Genomic DNA, 26,685 nt, shown 5'->3' with positions numbered 1-26,685 from the left:
ACTGTGACTTGGGCCAAACCACACTGAAGCTCTACAACACGCTGACCCGGGCGAAGGAGGACTTTGTCCCCATCGATCCCAACAACGTCCGCATGTATGTGTGCGGGCCGACGGTCTACGACTATGCCCATATCGGCAATGCCCGCCCGGTGATCGTCTTCGATCTGCTCTACCGACTGCTGCGCCACGTCTATGGCGCCGCTCACGTCACCTATGTCCGGAACATCACCGACGTCGATGACAAGATCAACGCGCGCGCCGTGCGCGACTACCCGGGCCTGCCGCTCAACGAGGCGATCCGCAAGGTCACCGAGAAGACCGCCAACCAGTACTTCAAGGATGTCGCCGCCCTCGGCACGCTCGAGCCCGACCATCAGCCGCGCGCTACCGACCACATCCCCGGCATGCAGTCGCTGATCACCTCGCTGATCGGCAGCCGACACGCCTACGAGGCGGCCGGTGAGGTGCTGTTCGACGTCGGCTCCATGCCCGACTACGGCAAGCTCAGCGGCCGCAACCTCGACGACAATCTCGCCGGCGCCCGCATCGCCGTCGAAGCGCACAAGAAGAACCCGGCCGACTTCGTGCTCTGGAAGCAGTCGAGCCCCGAGGAGCCCGGCTGGGAGAGCCCGTGGGGCCGGGGGCGTCCGGGTTGGCATATCGAGTGCTCAGCCATGAGCGAGCGCTACCTCGGCCAGGTCTTCGACATCCATGCCGGCGGCCTCGACCTGATCTTCCCGCACCACGAGAACGAGATCGCCCAGTCGCGCTGCGCCCATGGCACGCCTGCGATGGCCAATTACTGGCTGCATAACGGCTTCCTGCAGGTCGAAGGCCAGAAGATGTCGAAGAGTCTCGGCAACTTCATCACCATCTCCGAGCTGCTGGAAACCGAGAAGTTCGGCGGCCGCAAATGGCCGGGCGAGGTGCTGCGCCTCGCCATGCTGATGACCCACTATCGCGAGCCGATCGACTTCTCGGTGAAGCGGTTGGAGGAAGCCGAACAGAAGCTGCGCGACTGGCAGCGCGCCGCTAGGCCCCGGCCCGGCACGCCGCCCGAACCGTCGGTCGTCGCCGAGCTCACCGACGACCTCAACTTCCACCGCGCTTCAGTGGCGCTGGACGTGGTCGCCCGCAAAGCCAACCGCGGCACCGAAACCGCCGCCAACTGCCTCGCCGCAACGCTGGAGTTCCTCGGCTTCACCACCGACGGCCTGCTGACCGCTGCTGCCGCCGACGCGCCACAAGGCGTCGCCGAAGCCGTCGCAGCCCGCCTCGCCGCCCTCAATGCCAAGGATTTCACAAAGGCTGACACCATCCGCGCGCAATTGCTGACACAGGGTGTCCAACTGATGGACTACAAGGACGAAGCCGGCCAGCGCCAGACCAAGTGGGAGGTGGTGAGGTGAGTGCAGATCGCGACACACGCCCCGGCCTTCCCTCTCCCCTTAAGGGAGAGGGTGCCTCGCGCAGCGAGGCGGGTGAGGGGCAGTTTAGCCGGGACGAACACCCATGACCGTCATCATCGACCACGTCGGCCTCAAGGTCACCGACTTCACCCTCTCGCGCGACTTCTACACCGCCGCGCTCGGTGCACTTGGGATCAAGCTGCTTGCCGAGTTCGAATATGAGGGCGTGAAATCCGCCGGCTACGGCGTCAATCGTCCGACCTTCTGGCTCGGCACGGGCAAGACCATGCGGGGCGGCGACACGCACGTCGCGTTCGTCGCCTCGAGCCGCCCTGCGGTCGAGGCCTTCTACACCGTGGCGCTGGCCGCGGGCGGCCGCGACAACGGTCCGCCGGGTGTTCGCCCGCACTATTCCCCCGATTACTACGCCGCCTTTGTTTTGGACCCTGACGGAAACAACATCGAGGCCGTCTATGTCGGCCCGGAGGGAGGACGCCCATGAGCGCTTTGGATCACGTAGCCATTTCGACTGCCGACTACCCCACCTCGCTCGCCTTTTACGAGAAGGCGCTGGCCCCGCTCGGAATCAAGACGCACATGAAGTTCGAGGGCGAGGAGGGAAACGTGGCCGGCCTCGGCTCCGAGCAGCCGTTCCTGTGGATCGGCGACGGCGGCAAGCTCACCGGTGGCCGCGTGCATCTGGCCTTCAGCGCCCCCAATCGGGCAGCCGTCGACGCGTTCCATGCCGCGGCGATCGCCGCCGGCGGCAAGGACAACGGCCCGCCGGGCCTGCGTCCGCACTATCACGCCACCTACTACGCCGCTTTCGTCTACGATCCGGACGGGCACAACATCGAAGCCGTGTGTCATGCCCCCGAGTGAGGCACCGTTCACCGGCGGTTGCCAGTGCGGCGCGGTGCGCTTCGCCGTCGGCCGGCTCGGCCGCGGCTCGATCTGCCATTGCCGCATGTGCCAGAAAGCCTTTGGCGCCTTCTTCGGCCCACTGGTCACCTCGTTCGAGGTGACCTGGACTCGCGGGGCGCCGAAGTACTTCGAGAGCTCTGACAGGATCAAGCGCGGGTTCTGCGCCGCGTGCGGCACGCCGCTGACCTACGAGGAGATCGGCCGCCCGGCCGACCAGCAGGTCGAGATCGCCATCGGCGCCTTCGATGATCCGACCGTCGCCGCGCCGGCGATCCAGGTCAATCTGGCCGACAAGCTGCCGTTCTTCGACGGCCTCGCCGCGCTGCCGGTGCGCACCGAGTATGCGGCCGGCTGGCACGAGTTCATGGCGAGCCTCGTCAGCCACCAGCATCCCGACCACGACACGGCCGAATGGCCGCCGAAACAAGGTTTCCCCGCGTGACCCTGCGCAGTTATTACCCAGAGATCGAGCCTTACGCTGCCGGCCATCTCGACGTCGGCAACGGTCACCAGATCTACTGGGAGCGCATCGGCACGCCTGGCGCCAAGCCGGCGGTGTTCCTGCATGGCGGCCCGGGTGGCGGCCTCACCCCCAGCCAGCGCCGCGTCTTCGATCCTGCTCGCTATGACGTCCTGCTTTTCGACCAGCGCGGCTGCGGCAAGTCGCGACCCTTCGCCGAACTCGAACACAACACCACCTGGGATCTGGTCGCCGACGTCGAACGGCTCCGGCAAATGGTCGGCGTCGAGCAGTGGCTGGTGTTCGGCGGCTCCTGGGGCTCCTCGCTGGCGCTGGCCTATGCGCAAAAGCACCCCGAGCGGGTCAGCGAGCTGGTGCTGCGCGGCATCTTCACCCTGCGTCGCTGGGAGTTGCTCTGGTACTACCAGCACGGCGCTTCGCTGCTCTTCCCCGACAAATGGGAGCGCTTCATCGCCCCGATTCCGCCGGCCGAACGGGGCGACATGATCGCCGCCTACCGTCGTCGTCTCATCAGCCCCGATCGCGACATCCGGCTCGGCGCTGCCCGCGAATGGGCGCGCTGGGAAGGCGAAACCATCACGCTGCTGCCCGATCCGCAGGTCAGCGACGCGTTCTATGGCGACGAATATGCGCTGGCCTTCGCCCGCATCGAGAACCACTATTTCGTCCATGCCGGTTGGATGGACGAGGGCCAGCTGGTCCGCGATGCCGAAAAGCTCCGCGATATCCCGGGCGTCATCGTCCAGGGGCGCTACGATATTGCCTGTCCGCCGCAGACCGCCTGGGACCTGCATCAGGCCTGGCCGGAAGCGGAGTTCATCATGGTCGAGGGGCAGGGGCACGCGCTGAGCCAGCCCGGCATCCTGCACCATCTGATCGAAACCACGGATCGCTTTGCGGGAGGCGGAATGTGACTGACGACAGCTATCGTTTTCGCGAGTATTCGGGTGGTTGCCAGTGCGGCGCGGTGCGTTGGCACGCCACCGAATTGCGCGACAATCCGCATTTTTGCCATTGCCGCATGTGCCAGAAGGCCGCCGGCAACGTCTTCATCGATCTCGTCGGCATCCGCCACGAGCATCTGACCTGGACACGCGGCAAGCCCAGCGAGTTCAACAGCTCCGACGTGGCGGCCCGCGGCTTCTGCAGCAATTGCGGCACGCCGCTCTACTATCGCTCGCTCGGCGGTCCGCATGTCTCGATGACCATCGGTTCGTTCGATACCCCGCACCTGGTGCCCATCCTCTACGAGATGGGCCTCGAGGGCCGTCACCCGAGCCTCCGCCCCGTTCCCGGCGCCGAGCAGATCGGCACCACCGAGGAGGGGGACGGTGTCGAAGCCGTGGCCCGCGTCCGCGCTTCCAACCACCAGCACCCCGACCACGACACCGACAAGTGGGTCACGGGAGGCGCCGATGGCTGACGCATTCGCCAGCGGCGGCTGCCAGTGCGGTGCCATCCGCTATCGGTTCACCGCACCGTTCGACGATGTGAGCCTCTGCCATTGCCGCATGTGTCAGAAGGCGACGGGCGGGCTGTTCGGCGCTTTCGCCGGCGCGCCGGCCGAGAGCTTCGAGCTTACCCGGGGAAGCCTCGGGGTTTTCCGCTCGTCCGATACAGTCGAACGCGGCTTCTGTCCGGCCTGCGGCACGCCGCTGACGTTCCGCCGTCCCGGCGGCACTTACGTCAGCGTCGCCATCGGTTCGCTCGATCACCCTGAAGCCGTGTTGCCGACCGAGCAGACTTGCACCAACAGTCGCCTCCACTATGTGGGGGCGCTTGCCGAGGTTCCCGACCTGCCACCGATCGAGGAGGTTGCCCCCGATCTGGCGCAACGCATTCGTGCGACCAATCACCAGCACCCCGACCACGACACCACCGACTGGGTCCCGCGCTATGTCTGAAGTCCATCTGTCCGGCGGCTGCCAGTGCGGCGCAGTCCGCTTTCGCGTCGACCAGCAGCCCGACAACGTCCATGTCTGCCATTGCCGTATGTGCCAGAAGGCGGTAGGCGGGCCGTTCGCCGTGATCTGCCCGGTCGACAAGGTGAACTTCCACGTCACCCGCGGCGAGATCAGCTGGTTCAAGAGCTCCGAGCTCGCCAATCGCGGGTTCTGTCGCGAGTGCGGCACGCCGCTGATTTTCGACTACCCCTGGGCCCCTGATATCGGCGTGCTCTCCGGCGCCTTCGACGAGCCTGACCGCGTGCCGCCGGTGATCCAGTACGGTAACGAAAGCCGCGTCAGCTGGTATGCCCATATCGGCGAGCTGCCGGGCAACACGCCGACCTATTTCGTCGACCCCGAAGGCCGCCTCGCCCGAATTAGTAGCTCCAACCGGCAACACCCTGACCACGACACGGCCGAATGGCCGCCCCGTAACTGAGTACCCTGTGATGACTGCCCAAGCGCCTGCCAAGGAACGCCTCTACCTCTTCGACACCACGCTGCGCGACGGTGCGCAGACGGCCGGCATCGAGTTTTCGCTTGAGGACAAGATCTCGGTCACCGCGCTGCTCGAGCGCCTCGGCGTCGATTACATCGAGGGCGGCTACCCGGGCGCCAACGTCATCGACGACCAGTTCTTCACCGAGAGCCGCACCCGGGACGCGGTCTTTACCGCCTTCGGCATGACCAAGCGGGCAGGGCGCTCGGTCGGCAACGATCCCGGCGTGCAGGCGACGCTGAACGCCGTCTCCGATGCCGCCTGCTTCGTCGGCAAGGCCTCGTCGCACCAGGTGAAGGTTGCGCTCGGCATCTCGCTCGAGGAGAATCTCGACAATCTCCGTGAGACCGTCGAAGCCACCGTCGCCGCCGGCAAGGAAGCGCTGGTCGATTGCGAGCATTTCTTCGATGGCTACAAGTCCGACCCCGACTATGCGCTGCGCTTCGTCCGCACCGCGCTCGATGCCGGCGCCCGCTGGGTGGTGCTGTGCGACACCAATGGCGGCACCATGCCGTCGGAAGTCGCCGCGATCGTCACCGAGGTCAGCAAGGTCGTGCCGGGTGATCACCTCGGTATCCACGCCCATGACGACACCGGCCAGGCGGTCGCCAACACGCTCGCCGCCATCTCGGCCGGCGTCCGCCAGATCCAGGGCACGCTCAACGGTATCGGCGAGCGCTGCGGCAACGCCAACCTCGTCACTCTCATCCCCACCTTGGCGCTGAAGCCCGGCTTCGCCGACCGCTTCGAGATCGGCGTCACCAGCGAGCAACTGGCTGATCTCACCTCGATCTCGCGCGCCTTTGATGACCTGCTGAACCGCGCCCCGGCCCGGCAGTCGCCCTATGTCGGCACCTCGGCCTTCGCCACCAAAGCCGGCATCCACGCCTCGGCGCTGGCCAAGGATTTTTCGACCTACGAGCACGTGCCGCCCGAAGTGGTCGGCAACGAGCGCAACATCATGGTCAGTCAGCAGGCCGGCAAATCCAACCTGCTCGCCGCGCTGAAACGCCACGGTATCGAGCTGGGCAAGGACGATCCGCGCCTCGAGCGGCTGCTGCGCACCGTCAAGGAGCGCGAGGCCCGCGGTTACTCCTACGATGGTGCCGACGCCTCGTTCTTTATCCTCGCGCACGGCGTGCTTGGCACCTTGCCCGAGTTCTTCGACGTCGAGAGCTACCGGACCAGCGTCGAACGCCGCCACAATGCGCGCGGCGAACAGGTCGTCGTCACCGAGGCGGTGGTGAAGATCCGCATCGGCGACGAGCTGCTGATGTCGGTGGCCGAAGGCAACGGTCCGGTCAACGCCCTCGACCTTGCCATGCGCAAGGATCTCGGCGTGTTCTCGACCCGTATCGCCGACCTCGAACTGGTCGACTTCAAGGTGCGTATCCTCGACGGCGGCACGGGCGCGGTCACCCGTGTACTGGTCGAGAGCCGCGACGGCACCGGCGAGCGCTGGTACACCATCGGGGTCAACACCAACATCATCGACGCCTCATTTGAGGCGCTTTACGAGTCGATTACCTATAAGTTGATGAAGTCAGAGGCAGCCTGAGACGCCGGAGCGGTAGGGGCAGGTTGCCCCATGTTCCCCCGGAGGCCCCGCTGAGCCGGACCGACGACCGCCGTACTTTGCTGCTCGCCCTCGGCGCCGCCGGGGTGACGCTGGCTGTCGTCCTCGGCGTCATCGGCCTGCCGGCGATCAACGCCTGCTCGGCCGATCCGCGCGGCGTCATCACCTGCCTCCGCGACATGGCCGACCGCAAGTTCGACCTGCCCGGCACCGTCCCGGGGCAGGTTGCCGAGACAACGCCCACTGAACTCCCGGCTCCACCGGCAAGCGTTGTGGCCGATACCGAAGCTCCCGCCGCAGCGGGAGGGCCACTCGAGGCGCCGACGGCTGATACTGGCGCTGCGCCCGTCGAACCCATCGAGGTTCCGGATCCGATCGCCGAACCCACAGCCGAGCCGCAGCCCATCGCAGCGGCTCCTGTCGAACCTGTTCCGACCGCCGCTCAGCCCGCAGCCGCTGTCCCGGCGCCTCTCGAAATGGCAGCCGCCGTCGAGCCGGAGCCTGGTGAGTCCACGCCGCTCAAGCCCGAGATCCTTGCCGCCGAACCTGCGCCGGCCAGGCCCGACGACACCGCCCTGAACTGGAGCGTCCCGTCCGAACCACAGGACATTGAAGGGCTTCCGATCCGGCCCGAGGCGTCGGCTACCCAATTCGCAACGCCAGCGGATCAGATCGAGGAGCCTGCCATCGGCGCCGTTGCGCCTGCGGCCCAGCCGAAGCCAGTCGCACCTGCAGCCACGCCGACCGAGCCCGCCAAGCCGCCCGTTGCGGCTTCGCAGCCTGAGCCGGCCGTGCCTGCCGCTGCCGCCCCGCCCGAGGCGCCGCTCGTGGTCGCCAACGCCGAGCCGGCGATCTCGCAGCCCCCCGCGCCAACCGTTGCGGCTCCCGTCATCCTCGCCCCCACCATCGATGCCATCGAGCTCGATGGCACCAGGAGCTTCGTTTCCGGGTCCGGCCCGGCCGGAGCGCTGATGCGCCTCTATGCCGATGGCGAGCTGATCGGCGAGAGCCCGGTCGAAGAGGGGAGGTGGCTGGTCGAAGGCAGCAACCTGCTAGATAGTCCCCGTCGCGAGCTGCGCGTTGAAGCCATCGAACCCGACACAGGCAAGCTGCTGGGCGCCGCCGCCATCACCGTCGAGATCGAGCTGCCGGACGGCGGCGCCCCACCTGACGAGCGCCAGAAGGAAACACCTGACCTCGGTAGCGGCGTCGCACCCGCCCCACCGGCTGAGCCCGCTCCGCCAATCGCCACTGGACGCGCGCCCACGCCGGCGCCTGCCGGGCTGGCCGACACCGAGCCGCCCGTGGCCGCCGCCGTTCCCGAGGCCGCGCCCATCGAAAAGCCTGGCCTGGCAATCGAGCCAGCGCCCAGCAAACCCGAGCCGGTCTCCGAGCCCGAGGTAGCAGCAGTCGAACCGACGCCCGAACCGCTCCCGCCGCTGGCCGCCGTGGTCCCCGAGCGCGAGTCTGCCTCCGTCGAAATCCTCGCCCCATCCAGCTTGCAGCCGACCATCCTGCCGTCGGCCAGGGGTGGCGCCGGCGACGCGTCGACGATCACCCTCCCGCCCCCCGACGCACCGGCCCTTATCGCCGAGTTCGAGATCCGTGCGCCGGAACCGGCTCAGCCACCCGGCCAACCCGTGACCATCCTCCGCCTGCTACCCTTCGGCGACCCGGATGAGGGCCGCTACAACCTCGGCAAAGCCATCATCCGCCATGGCGATACGCTGTGGAGCATCGCGCGCCGCTACTACGGCCATGGCATCCACTACCGCACCATCTTTCATGCCAATCGCGAGCTGATCCGCCGCCCCTCGCGCATCTTCCCCGGCCAGATCTTCGATCTGCCGCTGGTCACCGACGACTGAGCATTCCCTGACAAGGTGTTGCCGCGAATCCGGTTCAACTGCCCAGTCAGGCAGGTGGTTTCGCCTTGCCTTGGCGAGGCCGATCTTTTATCGCTGAATAACGATGAACCCGATGCATGACGACGACATCGCCAATGTGATGCGGGCCCTCGGACACCCCGTCCGGCTCAACATCCTGCGCATCCTCGCCGCCCAGCGTGCGGGCGATTGCTGCTGCACCGATGTCACGCAGAACCTGTCGCTGGCCCAGTCCACTGTCAGCCAGCACATCAAGGTGCTGCTCGACGCCGGCCTGGTCGAGCGTCACCCCAAGGGCACGCGCAACTGCTACTCGCTGCGCGCCGATCGCCTCGCCGATTTCGGCATCGCCTGCACCGGCTTGTTCACCGGCCTAACCGATCACCCGGTCAAAGAGCTCGCCTGATGTCATCCGCCGATGAGGCAACCAAGCGCCCCACCGTTAACGCGGAGGAGGGTGGCCTGCTTGCCACTGTACGAAACCTCTGGGGCTACATGTGGCCCGAGGGCCGTCCCGACCTGAAGTTACGCGTCATCCTCGCCATCGGCGCTCTGCTGGTGTCGAAGGTCGCGACCACGCTGATCCCCTTCGTCTACAAGTGGATCATCGACAGCCTCGACGGCAGCACGCCCGATACCGCGCTGGTCATGGGCGTTGCCATTCCCATCGTGCTGGTCGTCGCCTTCGGCGTCGGCAACATCATCGATGCCGGCTTCCAGCAGTTGCGCGACGTGCTGTTCGCCTCGGTCGGCCAGCATGCGGTTCGCAAACTGGCGCTGCAGACCTTCGAGCACCTGCACAGGCTGTCGCTGCGCTTCCATCTCGCCCGCCGCACCGGTGGATTGAGCCGGGTTATCGAGCGCGGCACCAAGGGCATCGAGACCATCGTGCGCTTCACGATGCTCAACACGGCGCCCACGCTGGTCGAGTTCGTCATTACCGGCGTCATCTTCATCGTCATGTTCGGCGTCAGCTACCTGAGCGTGCTTGTCGTCACCGTCTGGCTCTACCTGTGGTTCACTATCAAGGCTTCGAACTGGCGCATCGCCATTCGCCGCGACATGAACGACAGCGATACCGACGCCAACGGCAAGGCCATCGACAGCCTGCTCAACTTCGAGACGGTGAAATATTTCGCCAACGAGAAGATGGAGGCCCAGCGCTTCGATGCCTCGATGGAGAAGTACGAACGCTCCGCCATCCGCATCTGGACCTCGCTCGGCTTCCTCAACTTCGGCCAGGCCCTGATCTTTTATGCCGGCACGGTGATCATCCTGATCATGGCGGTGCTCGGGGTGATGAATCGCACGCTGACGCTGGGCGATTTCGTGCTGCTCAACACCTTCCTGATGCAGATCTACCGGCCGCTCAACTTCATCGGCTTCGTCTATCGCGAAATCCGCCAGGGCCTCACCGACATCGAGGAGATGTTCAAGCTGCTCGACCGCGCCCCGGAAATCCAGGACAAGCCGGGCGCCAAGCCGCTTGCCGTCACCGGTCCGGTGGTCAAGTTCGAGGACGTGAAGTTCCACTACGATGCCGATCGTCCGATCCTGAAAGGCATCAGCTTCGAGGTTCCGGCCGGCAAGACCATCGCGGTGGTCGGGCCTTCCGGTGCCGGCAAGTCGACCATCTCGCGGCTGCTCTACCGGTTCTATGATGTCATCGAGGGCAAGGTCACCATCGACGGGCAGGACCTGCGCGATGTCACGCAGGAAAGCCTGCGCGCCGCCATCGGCATGGTTCCGCAGGATACGGTGCTGTTCAACGACACCATCGCCTACAACATCCGCTACGGCCGCCCCGATGCGACTGACGCCGAGGTGCGAAAGGCTGCCGAGCTGGCGCAGATCGGCCATTTCATCGAAAGCCTGCCCAAGGGGTATGACACCCCGGTCGGCGAACGCGGCCTGAAGCTCTCGGGGGGCGAGAAGCAGCGCGTCGCCATCGCCCGCACCATTCTGAAGGGCCCGCCGATCCTCATTCTCGACGAAGCAACGTCGGCGCTCGATTCAAAGACCGAGGAAGACATCAAGTCCGCCCTCGACGTGGTCTCGGCCAACCGCACGACGCTGGTCATCGCCCACCGGCTCTCTACCGTCGTCAACGCCGACGAGATCATCGTGCTGCGCGACGGCCAGATCGCCGAGCGCGGCACCCATCATCGCCTGCTGGTCAAGCAGGGGCTCTACGCCCAGATGTGGAACCGCCAGCGTGAAGCCAGCGAGGCGGAGGAGCGCATGCAGCGCGTCGCCAACGATCCCGAAGGCTTCGTCAAACGCGGGTTACCGGCGGCGGAGTAGATCCAGGTTCCGTCGAGCGCTGACTGAATGATCGTGGCCGCGGCCACCCCCAGCTTGATCCCAGGCGAGGCCCGCGACCGCGCATCGAGCCGATGGCCCCACCACCTCCCAGCCTCCCCCATCAAGGGGGAGGTGTCGGGCTGGTGGGTTTGGCTGGATAGCGCGCCGATCGCAGGACGGCACTCCCCCGTTGTGGGGGAGGCTGGGAAGGGGGAGCCCCCGCGCTCCGGCGCAATGCAACCCACCCCTTGACCAATCCGTTGCGCCCGATCATCACAGCCTCGGCCAATGACCTCACCATCCCTACGCAACGCTTCGCTCGACGCCCTGCGCGTCCTCAGCCTGTTCGGCATCGTGACGCTGCACGTCGCCGGCGGCGGCTTCGCCGACAACAAGCCGCTCGGCTTCGTGGTCGATGAACTCAGCCGTTTTGCCGTGCCAGTGTTCTTCCTGATGTCGGCCTATTTCTGGAAGGATGCCGACCTCGCCGCGCCGCTGCGGCTGACCGGCAAGGTCGCCCGGCGGGTCATGCCCGCCTTCGCGATCGTCCTCGTTCTCACCATCGCGCTTCGCCTGCTCGAGGGTGGCCGCCCCGGCTTCGAGCTGACGCCAGAGGGTCTGTTGCTGCTGCTGTGGTCCGGTGGACCGGCGTTCCACCTGTGGTTCCTGCCCGCCCTGGTGCTCGGCAGCGCCGTCGTCGCGACCCTGATGAAGTTCACCGGTCTGCTCTGGACCTTGGCGATTGCGCTGGCGCTCTACACTGCCGGCACCATCATCGGCGCCTACTCCAAGCCGCTGTTCGGCCACGGCTTTCCGTTCTGGATGGATCGCAACGGGCTGTTCTTCGCACCGATCTTCCTCGTCGCCGGCATCGCCTTGCGCCGCCACCGCGCCGCGCTGGCTGACTGGCCGATCCCTGCCATTGTGGCGGCGCTGGTCGCCTTCGCAGCCTTGCATCTCGCCGAGGGCTATTTCGTCGTCGGCCGCTATGCCCTCGGTCACGACTATTCGCTTGCCACCCTCGGTTACGCCCTCTCGGTCGCCGTGCTGTTCATGCGCATCGAGCTGACGAGCCCTCTCTGGTCGATCCTGGGTCAAGCGACCTTCGGCGCCTACCTGATCCACCTGCTGGTGCTGAAAGTCCTCGCTGGCAACCTCGGCCTCGGGCGCTACTCGCTGCTGATGATCGCCCTCGGCTTCAGCATCAGCCTCGGTCTGGCTGTGGCGTGGAGGGCAGGGCGTGCGGCGCTCTCTCGGTACCGCGCCACCGCTTAGCCTGCAGCCAAAAAAGAAAGGCCCGGATCGCTCCGGGCCTGTTCAGCTCTTGTGTCTGTCGTCCGCCTTACTCGGCAGCCTGGCGGCTCACCACGGTGACGCCGTCCTGCTCGGTTTCGACAAGGCCCGAACCTTCGGTCTTGATGAACCGCTTCGAGCTGTCGATATCGGCCGGGATCTCGACCGTCTCGCCTTCCGGCGTAACGGCAGTGTGCTTGCGCCCACCGAAGATTGCCCGGAACGGCCAGGCGATGGCGTTGCCGATGGCTCCGAACACCGCGCCGAACAGCTGGCCGATCCAGCCGTGGCGGATCACGCTCGGCGCAGTGATCATCACCGGCACCATCACCAGGGTGAGGGCGGTCGAGACGAACAGGCCCGAAACCAGGGCCGCCGACAGGTGGGTGAACCACGAACCGGCAAGGCCGCCCCAGACGATCTCGCGCCGGATGAAGTCGAACTCGACGTTCACTGCCATCGGGATCACGCCCAGCGCCGTCACCGTAGCGGTGAGCAGCACCGGCCGCACGCGCTGGGCCGCCGTGATCAGCATCGCCTTGGTCGGCTCCACCCCGTCACCACGGTTATAGTGGTTGTAGGTGTCGATCAGCACGATACCGTTCTTCACCACGATGCCTGCCAGCGCCACGATGCCGAGGCCGGTCATGATCGCCGAGAAGCTCATCCCGGTGATCGTCATGCCCAGCATCACGCCGGCGAGCGACATGACCACGGTCGAGAGCGTCACCAGCACCTGGTAGAAGCTGTTGTACTCGAGCAGCAGCACCAGGAAGATGATGAACAGGGCGGCTGCCAGTGCCTGCATGATGAAGGCATTGGTATCGCCGATCTGTTCGTCGGCACCGCCGAAGGCGATCTTGGTCGTCGCGGGGATGTCCTGCGTCGCCACCCATTCCTTGAGCTGGGCGATTTTGGCATCTGCCGCCACGCCCGGTGCAAGGTTCGCCGCCACGCCCATGACGTAGACGCCGTTCTTGCGGCTGATGTTGGCGACCTTCGGCACGGCTTCGCGCTTGATGAAGTTCGACACCGGCACCAGACCCTGAGCCGTGACGATCCTCAGCGAGTCGAGGCTGTCGAAGCTGCGCTCTTCGAGCGGCAGGCGGACGCGGATATCCAGTTCGTCATCCGCGTCATCCGGCCGATACGAGCCGAGCTTCACACCCGAGGTGACGAGCTGCACGTAAGGCGAAAGCTCACGTACGCCGATGCCGTACTTGGCCGCGGCCACGCGGTCGATCGTCACTTCCCAGTCGATGCCGGGGGAGGGGCGGCCGTCTTCCACGTCGATGGTGTCGCCGAGCTGGTTCTCCACATAGTCGCGCAGCTTGGTGACCACCGGCGTCAGGTCCGAATAGACCGTGCTTTCGACCGTCAGGTTGATCGCCTTGCCGGCCGGCGGGCCGTTTTCCTGCGCCGCGATCTGCACTTCGAGGCCCGAGATGTTCTTCACCCGATCACGGATGTTCTGGAAAATCTCAGTCGCCTTGACGCGCTCATTCCACGGCTGCAGCTGCAGGTTGAACTGCCCGATGGTGTCCGGCGGACCACCGCTCGAGAAGCCGTCGCCGCCACCACCCGAGAAGGTCATGATCGAGTCCTGCACACCCTGCACCTGCAGGATCTGCGTCTCTACCTCGGCCAGCATGTCGCGGATCTCGACCGGCGAGTAGTTGCCGCGCGCGATCACGTTGACCGTGCCGAACTCGGCCTCGGAAGCGGGGAAAGCTTCCATGCCAGTCGGGTTGGCGATGTAGGCGTAGAACATGAAGCCGACGACGGTGAAGCCCGCCAGCAGCGACAGGATCGGATGCCGGATCAGGTGCTGCAGTGTGCGCACATAGACGCCCGTCACCCCCTTCACCTTCTTCACATCGAACTTGTCCGGGTACATGACGACGTCCGCGGCTTCCTTGGCCTTGGGGTCGACATGCGTGGAGGCGATGATCGCGCCGATCACCGGCATGAATACCAGCGCCGAGAGCAGCGAGGCGCACATCACCACGATCACGATGATCGGCAGGTAGCTCATGAACTTGCCGATGATGCCCGGCCAGAACAGCAGCGGCACGAACGCGCCCAGCGTCGTGAAGGTGGCCGAAACCACCGGCACGAACATCTTGCGCGCCGCGAGGATGAATGCCTCCTTCTTTGAGACACCCTCCTGCAGCTTTCGTTCCGCGTACTCCACCACCACGATTGGATCGTCGACGAGCACACCCACCGCCAGCACCAGGCCGAACATGATCATCATATTGATGGTCATGCCGAGCATCTGCACGATCAGGAACGCGATCATGAACGAGATCGGGATCGACGTACCGATCATCAGGGCAGGGCGGACGCCGAGCGTCGCGACGCAGGTGACCATCACCAGCGCCACGGCAGTCAGCACCGCGGCTTCGAGCGAGCGGAACAGGTTCTTGGTGGTGTCGGCCTGATCGATCAGGAAGCTGTGCTGGATACCGGCCGGCCAGTCCTTGACGAACTCGGTGGTGACCGCGCGCACCTGGTCGGAGACGTCGATGACGTTGGTCCCGAGCTCCTTGATCACCCCCAGGGTGATCGCCGGTTGGCCGTTGACGTGCGCGTACTGTGTCGCGTCCTCGAACGTGCGAGTGATCGTCGCCACATCGCCGAAGGTGACGACATTGTCGCCATCCGCCTTGATCGGCAGCGAGTAGACATCCTGCGCGTTAGTGATGAGACCAGGCACTTCGACGTTGAACGAACCGCGGCCGGTGTCGAGCGTACCGCCCGGCACCACCATGTTGTTCTTGGCCAGTGCATCCAGCAGCTCGCCGGCCGTGAGGTTATAGGCCTCGAGGCGGCTCATATCGATGGTCACCGCCAACATCTCGTCGCGCGACCCGGAGATGGTCACGCTTTGCACGGTCGGGATTTCTTCGAGCCGGTCCTGCAGGTCCTTGGCGCTCTGCACCAGGGCGCGTTCGGGCACGTTGCCGTAAATTGCCACCGAGATCGAAGGCTGGTTGGTGAACGAGATCTCCGTCACCGAAGGCTCGGTTGCATCGTCCGGAAGCTCCGACGCTACGCCGTCGAGCTTGGCGCGGATGTCGGCCAGCGCCTTGTCGCTGTCGGCATTCACGTCGAACTCGAGAAACACTGAGGCGTGACCGGTTGTGGCGGTCGAGGTGTAGTTCTTGAGCCCGTCGATGTCCTTGACCCGATCCTCGATCGGCTTGGCCAGGAGTCGCTCCGCATCCCGTGGGGAAACGCCCGTCTGGCTGGTCGACACGTAGAAGTACGGGATGTCGATCGCCGGGAAGCTCTCCTTCGGCAACGACATGTATGCGCTGAAACCGGCGAGGAGCAGCAGCGCCATCACCGTCAACACGACCCGCGGCATGCGCAGGACGCGTTCGAGGAAATTCATCATGAGTGCACCCCTTCAGCGGCGGTTTCGGCCTCTACCGATTCCGGCTTGCCCGTAACGTTGGTCGCGTTGACCTTCTGACCCGGCACGACATATTCCTGACCCATGGTGATCACATCGACCGTCGGGGGCAGGCCCGCGACCCAGACACCCTCGCGGGAGTCCGAGATGATCGTCACGGGATAGAACTCAACGACGCCTTCCTTGACCGTGCGCACCCCAAGTGCGCCTTCGTCATTGAGCGTCAGCACCGATTGCGGCAACAGGTGCGCAGGCACCGTGCCCATGGTGACCGTGGCCGTCGCCGTCACGCCCGACAGCACCTTGCCCTCGGCGTTGGGAATCTCGATCTCGACGGGGAACGAGCGGGTAGCCTCGTCGGCGAGCGAGGCGATGTAGCTCACTTTGCCCTCGACCGTCTGGCCAGTCACCGTTTCGACTTTGGCCGCGAGGCCCAGTTCGGCGCGCGCGATGCGCGCCTCCGGCACATTGGCGACAAACAGCATCGGATCGAGCTCGACCACCGTGGCGCATGGCTGGCCGGGGCTCAGCACGCTACCCACCGTCGCCACCGGGTCCTGCACGATGCCGGCGACCTTGGTGGTCACCTTGGCGCGGTCGAACTCCTGCTTGGCCTGGTCGAACGCCGTCTGTGCCTGGCGCAGCGCACTTTCCGCCGCGATGCCGGTATTGCTCGCCGCGAGGCCCTTGTCGCGCAGCGCCTTGTTGGAGTCATAGGCATTCTGTGCCTGCGCCAGCGCGGCCTCGGCCTGCGCCACCGCGGCGGCACGGGTACCTTCCTCGAGGGTGCAGATAATGTCGCCCGGCTTTACCGCCTGGCCCTTGGTGACGTTGACCGCTGTCACCACGCCCGAGGTTTCGGGGGTGATGGTGGTCACGGTCTTGGCTTTGGTGCGGCCGCGCAGCGGCACTTCCACCGGCATGGCCTGCATGTTGTAGGTCTCGGTGCGCACCGACTGGGCCGGCGCCGAGGCCCCGCTGCTCTCGGCCACGCGCTCGGCAATGGTCAGCGCCGGATCGACCGCGCCCTCGGCGACGTGGTGCGTCGTCTCGGCGCCCTCGGCGTCCTTGCTGAAGAACGAGACAATCGGCTTTTCGCCGTTACCGGGGCCGTTGCCTCCGGCCACGAAAACGCCGCTGCCGAGCCACAAGGCCCCGGCAATGACAATGGCGCCGGCAACGCCGTAAGAAACGATCGCACGCATTCTGATACCCTCTATTCCGCTGCTGCAGCATCGTCCCTGTCGGAACGGGCCAGCGCTATCAGTTCATCCCCGTGCGCCTCGATGTAGTCACGAGCCGCTTGCATGCAAGTCCGCCCGTAATCGATGACCCAGGCGTCTCCGGGGTGGTTATGTTGTTGTTTGAGCCGGTCGAAGTCGGCCAGCGTCGCGTCGATTTCGACGATTCGTTCGTTCAGCCGCTGCTCGACCAGCGATTGCGGGAGTTCCGAGGCGAAGCGCAGGAACAGCAGAAACTCACTGCGGAACTCGTCTTCGCCAAGCTTCTCGAACATCGACTGAATGAACGCAGCGCGGCCGGCCGGCGTGATCGAATAGATCTTCTTGGCGGGCTTGCCGTCCTGCTGTTCAACGCGCGCCGTGACCAGCTTTTCCTGTTCGAGGCGCGCCAGAGAGGGATAGATCGCCCCATAGCTGGCGTCGATGAAATACGAATACTCCCCTTCAACGGAGAGCTTTCGGATCTCATATCCAGTCGCGTCGCCATCATAGAGGATGGCAAGGCAGATGGTTCTGACGTTCATTGGCTTCCTATCCGGCTGGCATATAACGGACCAGCATATGCCGGGCCTATATATGGAGCTGGAAGAAAGCGCAACAAGGGCCGGAAGAGGGGCTGCCATGCATTTTCTTCATGGCCAACCGTTTGAATACTAACGGCTTCCGTCAGGCGTCGACGAACCGCAGCATCTCGGCCAGGGCCCGCAAGGCCAGTTTCTCGCTGGCTGCGGCCACGAACCAGGCATTGAGGAAGCTCCGGTCCCGGTGGCCGCAGGTGAGCGGCAACCCGTCCATTCCCAGTACCACGCCGCCCGCGGCTTGCAGCACGGCCTGGCCCGCCGCCGTGTCCCATTCCGAAGTTGGGGTAAATCGCGGGTAAAGCTGTGCATCGCCTTTGGCGAGCAGGCAGAACTTCAGCGACGAGCCGACCGACACGTCCTGAGCCACCTCGAGCGTATCGCAGAGCTCGGCCAGCGCGGCGTGTCCATGCGAGCGGCTGGCGACGATCCGCAGCGGATGCTCGGCCTCGGCCACCTGCAGCGGCTCGACGCCTTCGACATTGCCGCCGACGACGCGGCCGGCAAACGCCCCGTCCGGCCCGCCCCAGTAGATCTCGCCTGTGGCCGGCGCCAGCACCACGCCGCTGACCGGGTGCCCATCCTCACAGTAGGCGATATTCACGGTGAACTCGCCGTTGCGCTTCAGGAATTCCTTGGTGCCATCGAGCGGATCGACAACGAAGTAACGTGCCCCCAGCTCCGGGATCCGCCCCGCCGCCACGCTCTCCTCAGCCAGCACCGGCAGGCCGGTTTCCGCCAGGAACTCGAGGATGATCGCCTCGGCCCGCTGGTCGGCCTCCGTTACCGGCGAGCCGTCGGCCTTCTCCATGGCGACCACGGGGCGGTGGTAGACTTCGAGGATCAATTCGGCCGCCGCAATCGCGACGCGGTTCATCAGCTCGGCCAGCGGCGTGCTCATTGGATTTCGACATCCAGTCCGAGGTCCAGCGGTTTGGCCCCCATGGTGATCTGGCTCGACGAGATATAGTCGACCCCGGTCTCGGCAATGCCGCGCACCCGCTCCAGCGTCACCCCGCCCGAAGCCTCGAGCCGCGCCCGTCCGTTGTTGAGCTTCACCGCTGCCCGCAGCAACTGGTTGTCCATATTGTCGAGCATGACGATGGTCGCGCCGGCATCCAGCACCTCCGCCAGTTCGTCGAGGGTGGTCACCTCGATCTCGATCGCCACCAGGTGTCCCGCCGCGGCCCGCGCCGCCCGATAGGCCTTGCCGGCGCCGCCAGCCACCGCGATGTGGTTGTCCTTGATCAGGATGGCGTCGCTCAACGCATAGCGATGGTTCGAGCCGCCGCCGCAACGCACGGCGTATTTCTCGAATGCCCTGAGGCCCGGCGTGGTCTTGCGCGTATCGCAGATGCGCGCCCCGGTCCCGGCTACCGCTTCTACAAACTTATGCGTATGTGCGGCGATGCCGCTGAGATGATTCAGGAAATTGAGCGCCGTGCGTTCGCCGGCAAGGAGCTGCCGCGCGTCGCCCGACACCACCGCGACGATGTCGCCTTTGGTCACAGCAGCGCCATCGGCGACCCGCGGATCGAACGACACAGCGGCACCCAGTTGCCGGAACACCTCGAGCGCCAGCGGCAGCCCGGCGATCACGCCGGCCTCGCGTGCTGAAAGAGTTGCCGTTGCCACCGCGTCCGCGGGGATTGTCGCCTGTGAGGTGAGGTCGCCTGCAAGCCCCAGGTCCTCGGCAAGGGCGCGACGGACCGCATCCTCGATGAGGGCAGGGGGCAGGGCGCCGATAAGGGTTTCGCGCATGTCTGGGGCTCGGGTGCTGGCGGCGAGCGGTTTACGCGACCGCGCCACCCCACGCAATGCCGCTACAGCGCGCGACCATTATCTCCGAAGCCGGAACAAATCGCGCGCGCACTCGTTTGATCCCCTGCCAGTTCAGGGCGGGTTGGCTGTTGCATCACAAGAAGAATGGAGAAAACCATGCAGCTCAAGCGATTACTGCTTACGACCACGAGCCTTTGCATGCTCTCGTTGGTCCCGCTCACTGCCCTGGGGCAGGATGCGGGGCTGACGGCGGCCTACAACGCCTATGTCGAGGCCCAGAGCGGCGATGACGCCGACGCCAAGGCCGCGGCCGAAGCAGCCTTCCTTGCCGAATGCCAGCGCATCGGCGCGCCCGACCTGCAACAGTGCATCGCCATCGCCACCGGCGCCGCAACGGTCGAACAACCTGCGCCGCCTGCCGAGGAGCAGCCGCCGGCCGCCGAGGAGCCTGCACCTGCGGCTGAAGAGCCGGCTCCTCCCGCCGAGGAGCCCGCACCGCCTCCGGCTGAGGAACCCGCTCCGCCGGCTGAACAGCCCGCCCCTGTTGAGCCCGCGGCTCCCGCAGAGCAGCCGCCTGCTGCCGAGCAGCCCGCACAGCCTCCGGCGGAGCAACCCGCCGCTCCCGAGGCGCAGCCCGCAACTCCCGCTGAACAGTCGCCGGCCAGCGATCCGGCGCTGATCGCTGCGTTCGAGGCTTATGTTTCCGCCGGTTCCAGCGGCGACGCCAACGCCAAGGCCACCGCCGAGGCCGCCTTCCTCGCCGAGTGCAATCGTCTCGGCATCCAGTCGCTCGACGAGTGCCTGGCGCTGATGGGCGGCGCCCCGGCTTCCGCAGCCCCTGCGGAACCCGCAACGCCTGTCGAACCCGCGCAGCCGGGTGAAGCTCCGGCGACCGATCAATCCGGTCAGCCGCTCGAGGTGGTTCCCGATCAGGAAACGCCGGACGCGCCGGCCGCTCCGGTGCTCGATAGCGCCAAGGATGCCCAGGAAGCCGGGGCCGAACAGCCCGCTCCTGCCCAGCCCCCTGCCGCCCAGGCTCCGCCGCCGGCCACCGATGCCGACGCCCAGACCGAGGCAGCGCCGCCTGCCGAGGAAGTCGAAGCGGCCGTCGTCACCGAAGGCAAGCGCGTCGACCAGCTCCCGGCGCCACAAGCCCCTCCTGCCGCGCAGGAGGCCAAGAAGGATGGCGACAAGCTGATCATCAACATCGGCATCAACATCGACATCTTCACGCCGTACAAGGATCGCGACCGCATCGGCCGCGGCGACGAGGTCTACTACGAAGAGCTCGATAATGGCCGCTATCGTCAGACCGTCATCCGGCCGGATGGTACGCGCGTCATCACAGTGTGGAACCGCTACGGCGAGATCATCCGCCGCGTGAAAGTGCTGCCCGACGGCACCCGGATCATCCTGGTCTTCGCTCCCGACGACCGTCGGGACGATGATTGGCGCGATCCGGGCGACGACCTGCCGCCGTTCTACCTGCCGATCCCCGTCGACGATTACGTGCTCTACAGCGAACGCTCCGACGAGGACGATATCGAACGCTTCCTCAGCGAACCGCCGCTGGAAAAGGCGGCCCGGGTCTATACGGTCGACGAAGTGAAGCGCTCGGCCCGTATCCGCGATACGGTCCGCCGCGTCGAGATCGGCGACCTGACCTTTGAAACCGGTTCGGCCCAGCTGGGCCGCGACCAGGTCGGCTCGCTCGGCAAGGTGGCCGAGGCGATCAAGAAGATCCTCGACCGCAACCCGGGCGAGACCTTCCTCATCGAAGGCCACACCGATGCCGTCGGCTCGGACGAATCTAACCTCGTCCTGTCCGACGAGCGCGCTGGCACCATCGCCGACCTGTTGACCGAGTTCTACGATATCCCGCCAGAGAACCTCACTACGCAGGGCTATGGCGAGCGTTACCTCAAGGTCGAGACCGATGGGGCCGAGCGGGCCAACCGCCGCGTCACTATCCGCCGCATCACCTCCCTGGTCTCCGGCGGCCAGAGCTGATCCACGGCATCGCAAGCATCGAGGCCCCGGGCACTGCCCGAGGCCTTTTTTCGCGGAGGGGCAGCCCAAGCTCCAAGCCCATGGACAAGCCACAATCCCCGGTCTAATTGAACGTCGTTCAGTTCTGGAGTTGCGCCATGGCCCGCCGTGCCGATCATTCGAAGGAAGAGCTCGCGAGCCTCGTCGTCAACACCGCCGAGGAACTGATCGCCGAAGAGGGGATCGACGCGTTCTCGGCGCGCTCGCTGAGCCGCGCCATCGGCTACACCGCCGGCACGCTCTACCATCACTTCAAGGATCTCGACGATATCGTCACCCAGGTGAACACCCGCACCCTGGTGGGCCTTGCCCGCGCCTTCGCCGATGCCGCGCCCTCCGACGATCCGCGGCAGATGCTGCACAACTATGCCCATGCCTTCCTCGGCTACATCACGCTGAAGCGGAACCTGTGGAACGCTCTGTTCGAGTTCCGCCGCAAGCCCGACCAGCCGGTGCCATCCTGGTACATCGAGGCCATCGCCTCGCTGATCCGCATCATCGCCCAGTGCTTCCAGGACATTCGCCCCGACCTCGACGACAAGACGGCCCGCCAGTCCGGCCAACTGGTTTTCGCCTCGATACACTCCGTCGTCTCGCTCGACAGCTCCGGCCGCCTGAGCCTGGTCATGGATCGCGACATCGGCAAGGTCGTCCACGAACTGGTCGACATGCATATCCTCGCCTATACCCACCGCTCGAAGTAGGGCAGCCCGCCGGCGAACGCCCGCCCGACATCGGCCGAGGCGCGTGTGCCGCACCTGCCGGTGAACTTGCCACCCGACCGAGCCCAAACCGGGTGTCATCCCAGCTTTCGCTGGGATGACACCCGGTGGGTATGGTGCGACGCATGGCCCGACACACTGCCTTCGTCGGGATGACGTTGAGTCGAAACAGATCCAAAAAGGCTACCCGAGGGTAGCCGTTCCCCCACGATAAACAGTGCCCAACTCATTGCATTCTCTTAGCATTTCCGAAAGACTAAACGTCGTTCAATTTTCTCTTGAACGCCGTTTAAAACCCTGTATGTTGATCCTCGTGAACAGCGTTCAATTAAACGCCGACACCAACCGAAGGGAGACGTACTGCGATGTTGAACGTTCTGAAGACCTTGTTCCTGGGCGCCTCTGCCCGAGCCGAAGAGCAGCTCACCGATCATTTCGCCATCGACCTGATCGAACAGAAGATCCGCGAGTCCGAAGGGGCGCTGTCGCTCGCCAAGTCGACCCTCGCCGCCTTGATCATCCGGCAGCGCAACGAGACCCAGACGCTGACCCGCCTCGAGACGCAGATTGCCGATCTCGAGACCCGGGCCCGTCAGGCGCTGACTGCTGGGCGTGAAGATCTTGCCGCCGACGCCGCGACCGCCATCGCCAACCTCGAGAACGAGCGGACCGTGCGCCGCGATACCCTCGATCAGCTCGCCAACCGCGTCGCCCGCACCCAGGCGTCGGTGGAGAAGGCCAACCGCCGCATCATCGACCTGCGCCAGGGCATGATCTCGGCCCGCGCTGCCGATGCCGAGCGCAAGGCGCAGAAGTCGCTCAACCGCTCGATCGGCGCCACCAGCTCGATCCGCGAGGCCGAGGAACTGATCGCTCGCGTCGTCAACGGTCCCGATCCGTTCGCCGAGAGCGAGGTGCTCGATGAGATCGACGCCGGCCTCAGCGAGAAGGGCATCCGCGATCGTCTCGGCGAAGCCGGGTTCGGCGACAAGACCAAGGTCCGCGCCGATGACGTGCTCGCCCGCCTCAAGTCCACCAGCCTCTAAGCCGCAACCGCAACCGCATTCGAACCAAAGGGAACCTGAAAATGAACTCCGACAACAACCAGATCTACATCATGTTCAACGCCGCCGGCGTCGCCGCCGCGCTGTTCCTGCTGTCGCTGTCGCTCTGGCTCGCGCCGGTCGACCTGTCGACTAAGGGCTACTGGGGCATGGGCATCGTGCTGCTGATGGGCAGTCTCGTGAACCTCGTCAAATACCGCACCGACGACCGCAACGCCCGTGACGTGGTGCGGCAGCTCGAGCAGGCCAAGAACGAGAAGATTCTCAAGGACTATGTCGGCAATCAGTGATCCCAGTCGCTGCCGACGCGGAAGCCCCGGGCCAGTGCCCGGGGCTTTTTGTTGCTCAGCCCAGCCGATACGGCACCACTTCGCGCCGGTCGACATCGATCTCCAGCTGCGCATCCATCGGCGGTACCGAGCGCTGGATGCAGTTGGTCCGCGGACAGATCCGGCAACTGATGCCGATCGGTTCGAACCCGCGCGTCAGGTCGAGGTCCGCCGCATAGGTGAGCTTACTCGCATGCGCCACCTCGCAGCCGAGTGCATAGGCGTAGCGCCGCACCGGCCCGCGAAATCCGCCGGTGTGCTTTTCTTCCGACCAGGCGAGGCAGAGGTATCGATTGCCGTCCGGCGTCTCCGCCAGCTGCCGCGCGATCCGCCCATTATGCTCGCCGAACACCCGGTGCACGTTCCACAGCGGGCATGCACCGCCGAAGCGTGGGAACTGCAGCGGCGTCGCCGAGTGCCGCTTGGTGATCGTCCCCGCGGCATCGACCCGCGCAAAGAAGAACGGCACACCACGCGCCTTCGGCCGCTGCATGGTCGAGAGCCGATGCCCGACCTGCTCCATCGACGCGCCGAATTCGAATGCCAGTTCCTCGACGTCGTAGCCGTTCCGATCGGCCGCCGCGAGGAAGGCCTCATACGGCATCTGCAATGCGCCCGCAAAATAGTTGGCGAGTCCCAGCCGGCAGATATCGGCTGCCTGCCGCGTCTTGAACTCAGCGCCGCCGACGATCTCGTCGATCAGCCCCGCCTGTTCGATCAGCGCCAGCTGTACGCCGAGCTGAAAGTACTGTGTCGCCGGCGCCAGCCGCCCGTTGAGCACGATGGTGCGCGATGCCCGCTCGAACCGCCGCAACTGGTCCGGCGAATTCGGCTCTTCGAACTCCACCGAAATCCCGTGCCGGGTTGTGAGGTAGCTCGCCAGCCGCTCGAGCCGCCCATGCAGGGCGAGACCGATGCTCGCCACAAGGGTCTCTGCCGCAAGATCAAGCGGATCGATATAGTTGTTGGCGTAGTGGAAGAAGTCGCGCACTTCCTCGTAGCTGGTCTGCAGCCCCGGCCCGCCGACCATCGCCGCATCCGCCCCCATCAGTCGCTCGTTCGCCTTGCGATAGGCCTCATAGAGCCGAAGCATGGCTCGCGCCGTGTCCGGCGCGCTTGCGGCCACCGACTTGAGCTCGATCAGCCCCGGCGCTGCCTCGCCGAACACCGGGTCGGCCATCGCCTCGCGCAGATCGGCCAGCACCCGGTCGGCCCCCTCCGAGGTCAGCTCCGCAAGATCCAGCCCGAAATTCTCCGCCAGCGTCAGCATCAGCGATGCCGTCAGCGGCCGCTGGTTGTTCTCGATCTGGTTGAGATACGACACCGAGATTTCGAGCCGGCGCGCCAGCTCGCGCTGCGTCAGCCCCGCCTTGGTGCGCGCCGCCCGCACCCGAGCCCCGGCGAAGATCTTTCGGTCAGCCATTCGCAAGTTCGCAATTTCACAGTTCGCAACTTTGCAGAATTAGCAGGTCCACACATTCCTGTCTCTCGTCGCTTCGTCGGACCGTGTAAGCTGGCGATGGCTTGGAGCGTTTTCAGGAAAAGTCGCAGACTTTTCCGGTTCGAAAGCGCGACCAACAAAGAAGACTTGGAGCATTCGCCGTTCGCCAGAACGGTGAATGATCAACGCTCAGGGGACTCCATGCAAAAGATCATCGCCGCACTCGACCAGCGGCGCAATGAGGCCCGTCTCGGCGGCGGCCAGAAGCGCATCGACGCTCAGCATACGAAGGGCAAGCTCACCGCCCGTGAGCGCCTCGAGGTGCTGCTCGATCCCGGCTCGTTCGAGGAGTACGACATGTTCGTCACCCACCGGGCGGTGGATTTCGGCATGGAGCAGAACATCATCCCCGGTGACGGCGTGGTCACCGGCTGGGGCACTATCAACGGCCGCCTCACCTACGTGTTCAGCCAGGATTTCACGGTGTTCGGCGGCTCGCTCAGCGAGACCCACGCCCAGAAGATCTGCAAGATCATGGATCTCGCCGTGCAGAACGGTGCGCCGGTCATCGGCCTCAACGATTCCGGCGGCGCCCGCATCCAGGAGGGTGTCGCAGCGCTCGGCGGCTATGCCGAAGTGTTCTGGCGCAACGTCCAGGCGTCGGGCGCCATCCCGCAGATCTCGGTGGTGATGGGGCCCACCGCCGGCGGCGCGGTCTATTCCCCCGCCATGACCGACTTCATCTACATGGTGAAGGACACGTCCTATATGTACGTCACCGGCCCGGACGTGGTGAAAACCGTGACCTCCGAGGTCGTCACCCACGAGGAGCTCGGCGGCGCCTCGACCCACACCAAGGTTTCGTCGGTCGCCGACGCGGCTTTCGACAACGACATCGAGACCTTGCTCGAAGTCCGCCGCCTGTTCGATTTCCTGCCGCTGAACGCTGCCGACAAGCCGCCCGTCGTCGCCGTCAACGACACCATCGATCGCGCCGAGCCCAGCCTCGATACCCTGATCCCCGACAGCGCCAACAAGCCCTACGATATGCGCGAGGTGATCCTCAAGATCGCCGACGAAGGCGATTTCCTCGAGATCCAGAAGGACCATGCCGGAAACATCCTGGTCGGTTTCATCCGCCTCAACGGGGGCACCGTCGGCGTCGTCGCCAATCAGCCTTTGGTTCTCGCCGGCTGCCTCGACATCAACTCGTCGAAGAAAGCCGCAAGGTTCATCCGCTTCTGCGACGCCTTCTCGATCCCCATCCTGACGCTGGTCGATGTCCCTGGCTTCCTCCCCGGTGTCGCCCAGGAATATGGCGGCATCATCAAGCATGGCGCCAAGCTCCTCTTCGCCTATGCCGAGGCCACCGTCCCCAAGGTCACCGTCATCACCCGCAAGGCCTATGGCGGCGCCTATGACGTGATGGCGAGCAAACACATCCGCGCCGACGTCAACTACGCCTGGCCCACGGCCGAAATCGCCGTGATGGGCGCCAAGGGCGCGACGGAAATCCTCTATCGCTCCGAACTCAGCGACAAGGACAAGATCGCCAAGCGCACGGCCGATTATGAAGCGAGGTTCGCCAACCCCTTCGTCGCCGCCGAACGCGGCTTCATCGACGACGTGATCATGCCCAATGAGACGCGCCGCCGGGTCGTCAGGTCGTTCGAGGTGCTGCGGAACAAGAAGGCAGTGATCCCGCTGAAGAAGCACGGGAACATCCCGCTGTGAGGGCCT

At 65.4% G+C, this 26,685-nt stretch carries 24 protein-coding genes; 18 read left to right on the top strand and 6 right to left on the bottom strand.

All coding sequences use genetic code 11. The features are described from left to right. The first annotated feature begins 8 nt into the window (after nt 1–8). From cysS to AC1ROK_RS22110, 13 genes are all read left to right on the top strand, one after another. On the top strand, nt 9–1,409 hold the full coding sequence (gene cysS, locus AC1ROK_RS22170; RefSeq protein ID WP_492850960.1) for a cysteine--tRNA ligase: 1,401 nt from the start codon (nt 9–11) through the stop codon (nt 1,407–1,409). A gap of 112 nt (nt 1,410–1,521) precedes the next feature. Continuing rightward, the gene (locus AC1ROK_RS22165) at nt 1,522–1,911 is read left to right on the top strand and encodes a VOC family protein (protein ID WP_492851319.1); all 390 of its coding nucleotides are present in this window, start codon (nt 1,522–1,524) and stop codon (nt 1,909–1,911) included. Beyond that, nucleotides 1,908–2,291: a VOC family protein gene (locus tag AC1ROK_RS22160; RefSeq protein ID WP_492850959.1), complete on the top strand. Its 384-nt coding sequence runs from the start codon at nt 1,908–1,910 to the stop codon at nt 2,289–2,291. The genes AC1ROK_RS22165 and AC1ROK_RS22160 overlap by 4 nt, the downstream gene beginning before the upstream one ends. Next, entirely contained in the window at nt 2,278–2,775 is a 498-nt protein-coding gene (locus AC1ROK_RS22155; RefSeq protein WP_492850957.1) for a GFA family protein, read from the top strand. Before AC1ROK_RS22160 ends, AC1ROK_RS22155 begins: the two co-directional genes overlap by 14 nt. Then, a complete protein-coding gene (gene pip, locus AC1ROK_RS22150) occupies nt 2,772–3,728 on the top strand; it encodes a prolyl aminopeptidase (protein ID WP_492850955.1) in 957 nt (318 codons plus the stop codon). Before AC1ROK_RS22155 ends, pip begins: the two co-directional genes overlap by 4 nt. Further along, nucleotides 3,725–4,237, top strand: coding sequence for a GFA family protein (locus AC1ROK_RS22145; protein ID WP_492850953.1), 513 nt, complete (start codon nt 3,725–3,727; stop codon nt 4,235–4,237). The genes pip and AC1ROK_RS22145 overlap by 4 nt, the downstream gene beginning before the upstream one ends. Next, on the top strand, nt 4,230–4,718 hold the full coding sequence (locus AC1ROK_RS22140) for a GFA family protein (protein WP_492850951.1): 489 nt from the start codon (nt 4,230–4,232) through the stop codon (nt 4,716–4,718). Before AC1ROK_RS22145 ends, AC1ROK_RS22140 begins: the two co-directional genes overlap by 8 nt. Next, the gene (locus AC1ROK_RS22135; protein WP_492850949.1) at nt 4,711–5,199 is read left to right on the top strand and encodes a GFA family protein; all 489 of its coding nucleotides are present in this window, start codon (nt 4,711–4,713) and stop codon (nt 5,197–5,199) included. The genes AC1ROK_RS22140 and AC1ROK_RS22135 overlap by 8 nt, the downstream gene beginning before the upstream one ends. Nucleotides 5,200–5,209: 10 nt before the next feature. Beyond that, nucleotides 5,210–6,817, top strand: a complete 1,608-nt coding sequence (gene cimA, locus AC1ROK_RS22130; protein WP_492850947.1) for a citramalate synthase — start codon at nt 5,210–5,212, stop codon at nt 6,815–6,817. A gap of 77 nt (nt 6,818–6,894) precedes the next feature. After that, nucleotides 6,895–8,703 carry a LysM peptidoglycan-binding domain-containing protein gene (locus tag AC1ROK_RS22125; protein WP_492850945.1) on the top strand — a complete coding sequence of 603 codons (1,809 nt, stop codon included), beginning with the start codon at nt 6,895–6,897 and terminating at the stop codon, nt 8,701–8,703. Between the two features lie 112 nt (nt 8,704–8,815). Then, on the top strand, nt 8,816–9,127 hold the full coding sequence (locus AC1ROK_RS22120) for an ArsR/SmtB family transcription factor (protein WP_244488434.1): 312 nt from the start codon (nt 8,816–8,818) through the stop codon (nt 9,125–9,127). Next, nucleotides 9,127–11,025: an ABCB family ABC transporter ATP-binding protein/permease gene (locus AC1ROK_RS22115; protein ID WP_492850942.1), complete on the top strand. Its 1,899-nt coding sequence runs from the start codon at nt 9,127–9,129 to the stop codon at nt 11,023–11,025. The genes AC1ROK_RS22120 and AC1ROK_RS22115 overlap by 1 nt, the downstream gene beginning before the upstream one ends. Nucleotides 11,026–11,313: 288 nt before the next feature. Beyond that, nucleotides 11,314–12,300 carry an acyltransferase family protein gene (locus AC1ROK_RS22110; RefSeq protein ID WP_492850940.1) on the top strand — a complete coding sequence of 329 codons (987 nt, stop codon included), beginning with the start codon at nt 11,314–11,316 and terminating at the stop codon, nt 12,298–12,300. Between the two features lie 67 nt (nt 12,301–12,367). On the opposite strand, the gene AC1ROK_RS22105 is transcribed toward AC1ROK_RS22110, so the two are convergent. The 5 genes from AC1ROK_RS22105 to nadC form a co-directional block, all read right to left on the bottom strand. After that, nucleotides 12,368–15,721 (bottom strand): efflux RND transporter permease subunit, encoded by a 3,354-nt coding sequence (locus AC1ROK_RS22105; RefSeq protein WP_492850938.1) that lies wholly within the window; start codon nt 15,719–15,721, stop codon nt 12,368–12,370. Then, complete coding sequence (locus tag AC1ROK_RS22100; RefSeq protein ID WP_492850936.1) at nt 15,718–16,944, bottom strand: efflux RND transporter periplasmic adaptor subunit; 1,227 nt, start codon at nt 16,942–16,944, stop codon at nt 15,718–15,720. Before AC1ROK_RS22100 ends, AC1ROK_RS22105 begins: the two co-directional genes overlap by 4 nt. 11 nt (nt 16,945–16,955) lie before the next feature. Further along, nucleotides 16,956–17,504, bottom strand: coding sequence for a PadR family transcriptional regulator (locus AC1ROK_RS22095; RefSeq protein WP_069908473.1), 549 nt, complete (start codon nt 17,502–17,504; stop codon nt 16,956–16,958). Nucleotides 17,505–17,646: 142 nt separating this feature from the next. Next, complete coding sequence (cysQ, locus tag AC1ROK_RS22090) at nt 17,647–18,459, bottom strand: 3'(2'),5'-bisphosphate nucleotidase CysQ (protein ID WP_492850934.1); 813 nt, start codon at nt 18,457–18,459, stop codon at nt 17,647–17,649. Next, the gene (nadC, locus tag AC1ROK_RS22085; protein WP_492850932.1) at nt 18,456–19,319 is read right to left on the bottom strand and encodes a carboxylating nicotinate-nucleotide diphosphorylase; all 864 of its coding nucleotides are present in this window, start codon (nt 19,317–19,319) and stop codon (nt 18,456–18,458) included. Before nadC ends, cysQ begins: the two co-directional genes overlap by 4 nt. 219 nt (nt 19,320–19,538) lie before the next feature. Here nadC and AC1ROK_RS22080 point away from each other — a divergent pair, with 219 nt between their 5' ends. The 4 genes from AC1ROK_RS22080 (at nt 19,539) to AC1ROK_RS22065 (ending at nt 23,465) form a co-directional block, all read left to right on the top strand. After that, nucleotides 19,539–21,350: an OmpA family protein gene (locus AC1ROK_RS22080; protein WP_492850930.1), complete on the top strand. Its 1,812-nt coding sequence runs from the start codon at nt 19,539–19,541 to the stop codon at nt 21,348–21,350. A gap of 137 nt (nt 21,351–21,487) precedes the next feature. Then, complete coding sequence (locus tag AC1ROK_RS22075; protein ID WP_492850928.1) at nt 21,488–22,093, top strand: TetR/AcrR family transcriptional regulator; 606 nt, start codon at nt 21,488–21,490, stop codon at nt 22,091–22,093. Nucleotides 22,094–22,476: 383 nt separating this feature from the next. After that, a complete protein-coding gene (locus tag AC1ROK_RS22070) occupies nt 22,477–23,157 on the top strand; it encodes a PspA/IM30 family protein (protein ID WP_492850926.1) in 681 nt (226 codons plus the stop codon). 41 nt (nt 23,158–23,198) lie between these two features. After that, nucleotides 23,199–23,465 (top strand): YiaA/YiaB family inner membrane protein, encoded by a 267-nt coding sequence (locus AC1ROK_RS22065; protein ID WP_291311424.1) that lies wholly within the window; start codon nt 23,199–23,201, stop codon nt 23,463–23,465. A gap of 55 nt (nt 23,466–23,520) precedes the next feature. Here the strand turns inward: AC1ROK_RS22065 and AC1ROK_RS22060 are convergent, their stop codons facing one another. After that, nucleotides 23,521–24,927 carry a helix-turn-helix domain-containing protein gene (locus AC1ROK_RS22060; RefSeq protein ID WP_492850923.1) on the bottom strand — a complete coding sequence of 469 codons (1,407 nt, stop codon included), beginning with the start codon at nt 24,925–24,927 and terminating at the stop codon, nt 23,521–23,523. A 219-nt stretch (nt 24,928–25,146) separates the two neighbouring features. Here AC1ROK_RS22060 and AC1ROK_RS22055 point away from each other — a divergent pair, with 219 nt between their 5' ends. After that, nucleotides 25,147–26,679 (top strand): acyl-CoA carboxylase subunit beta, encoded by a 1,533-nt coding sequence (locus AC1ROK_RS22055; RefSeq protein WP_492850921.1) that lies wholly within the window; start codon nt 25,147–25,149, stop codon nt 26,677–26,679. The last annotated feature ends 6 nt before the right edge of the window (nt 26,680–26,685 follow it).

Source organism: Devosia sp. GW821-FHT12F11 (assembly GCF_058806655.1).
This window is presented reverse-complemented; position numbering and strand designations above follow the sequence as displayed.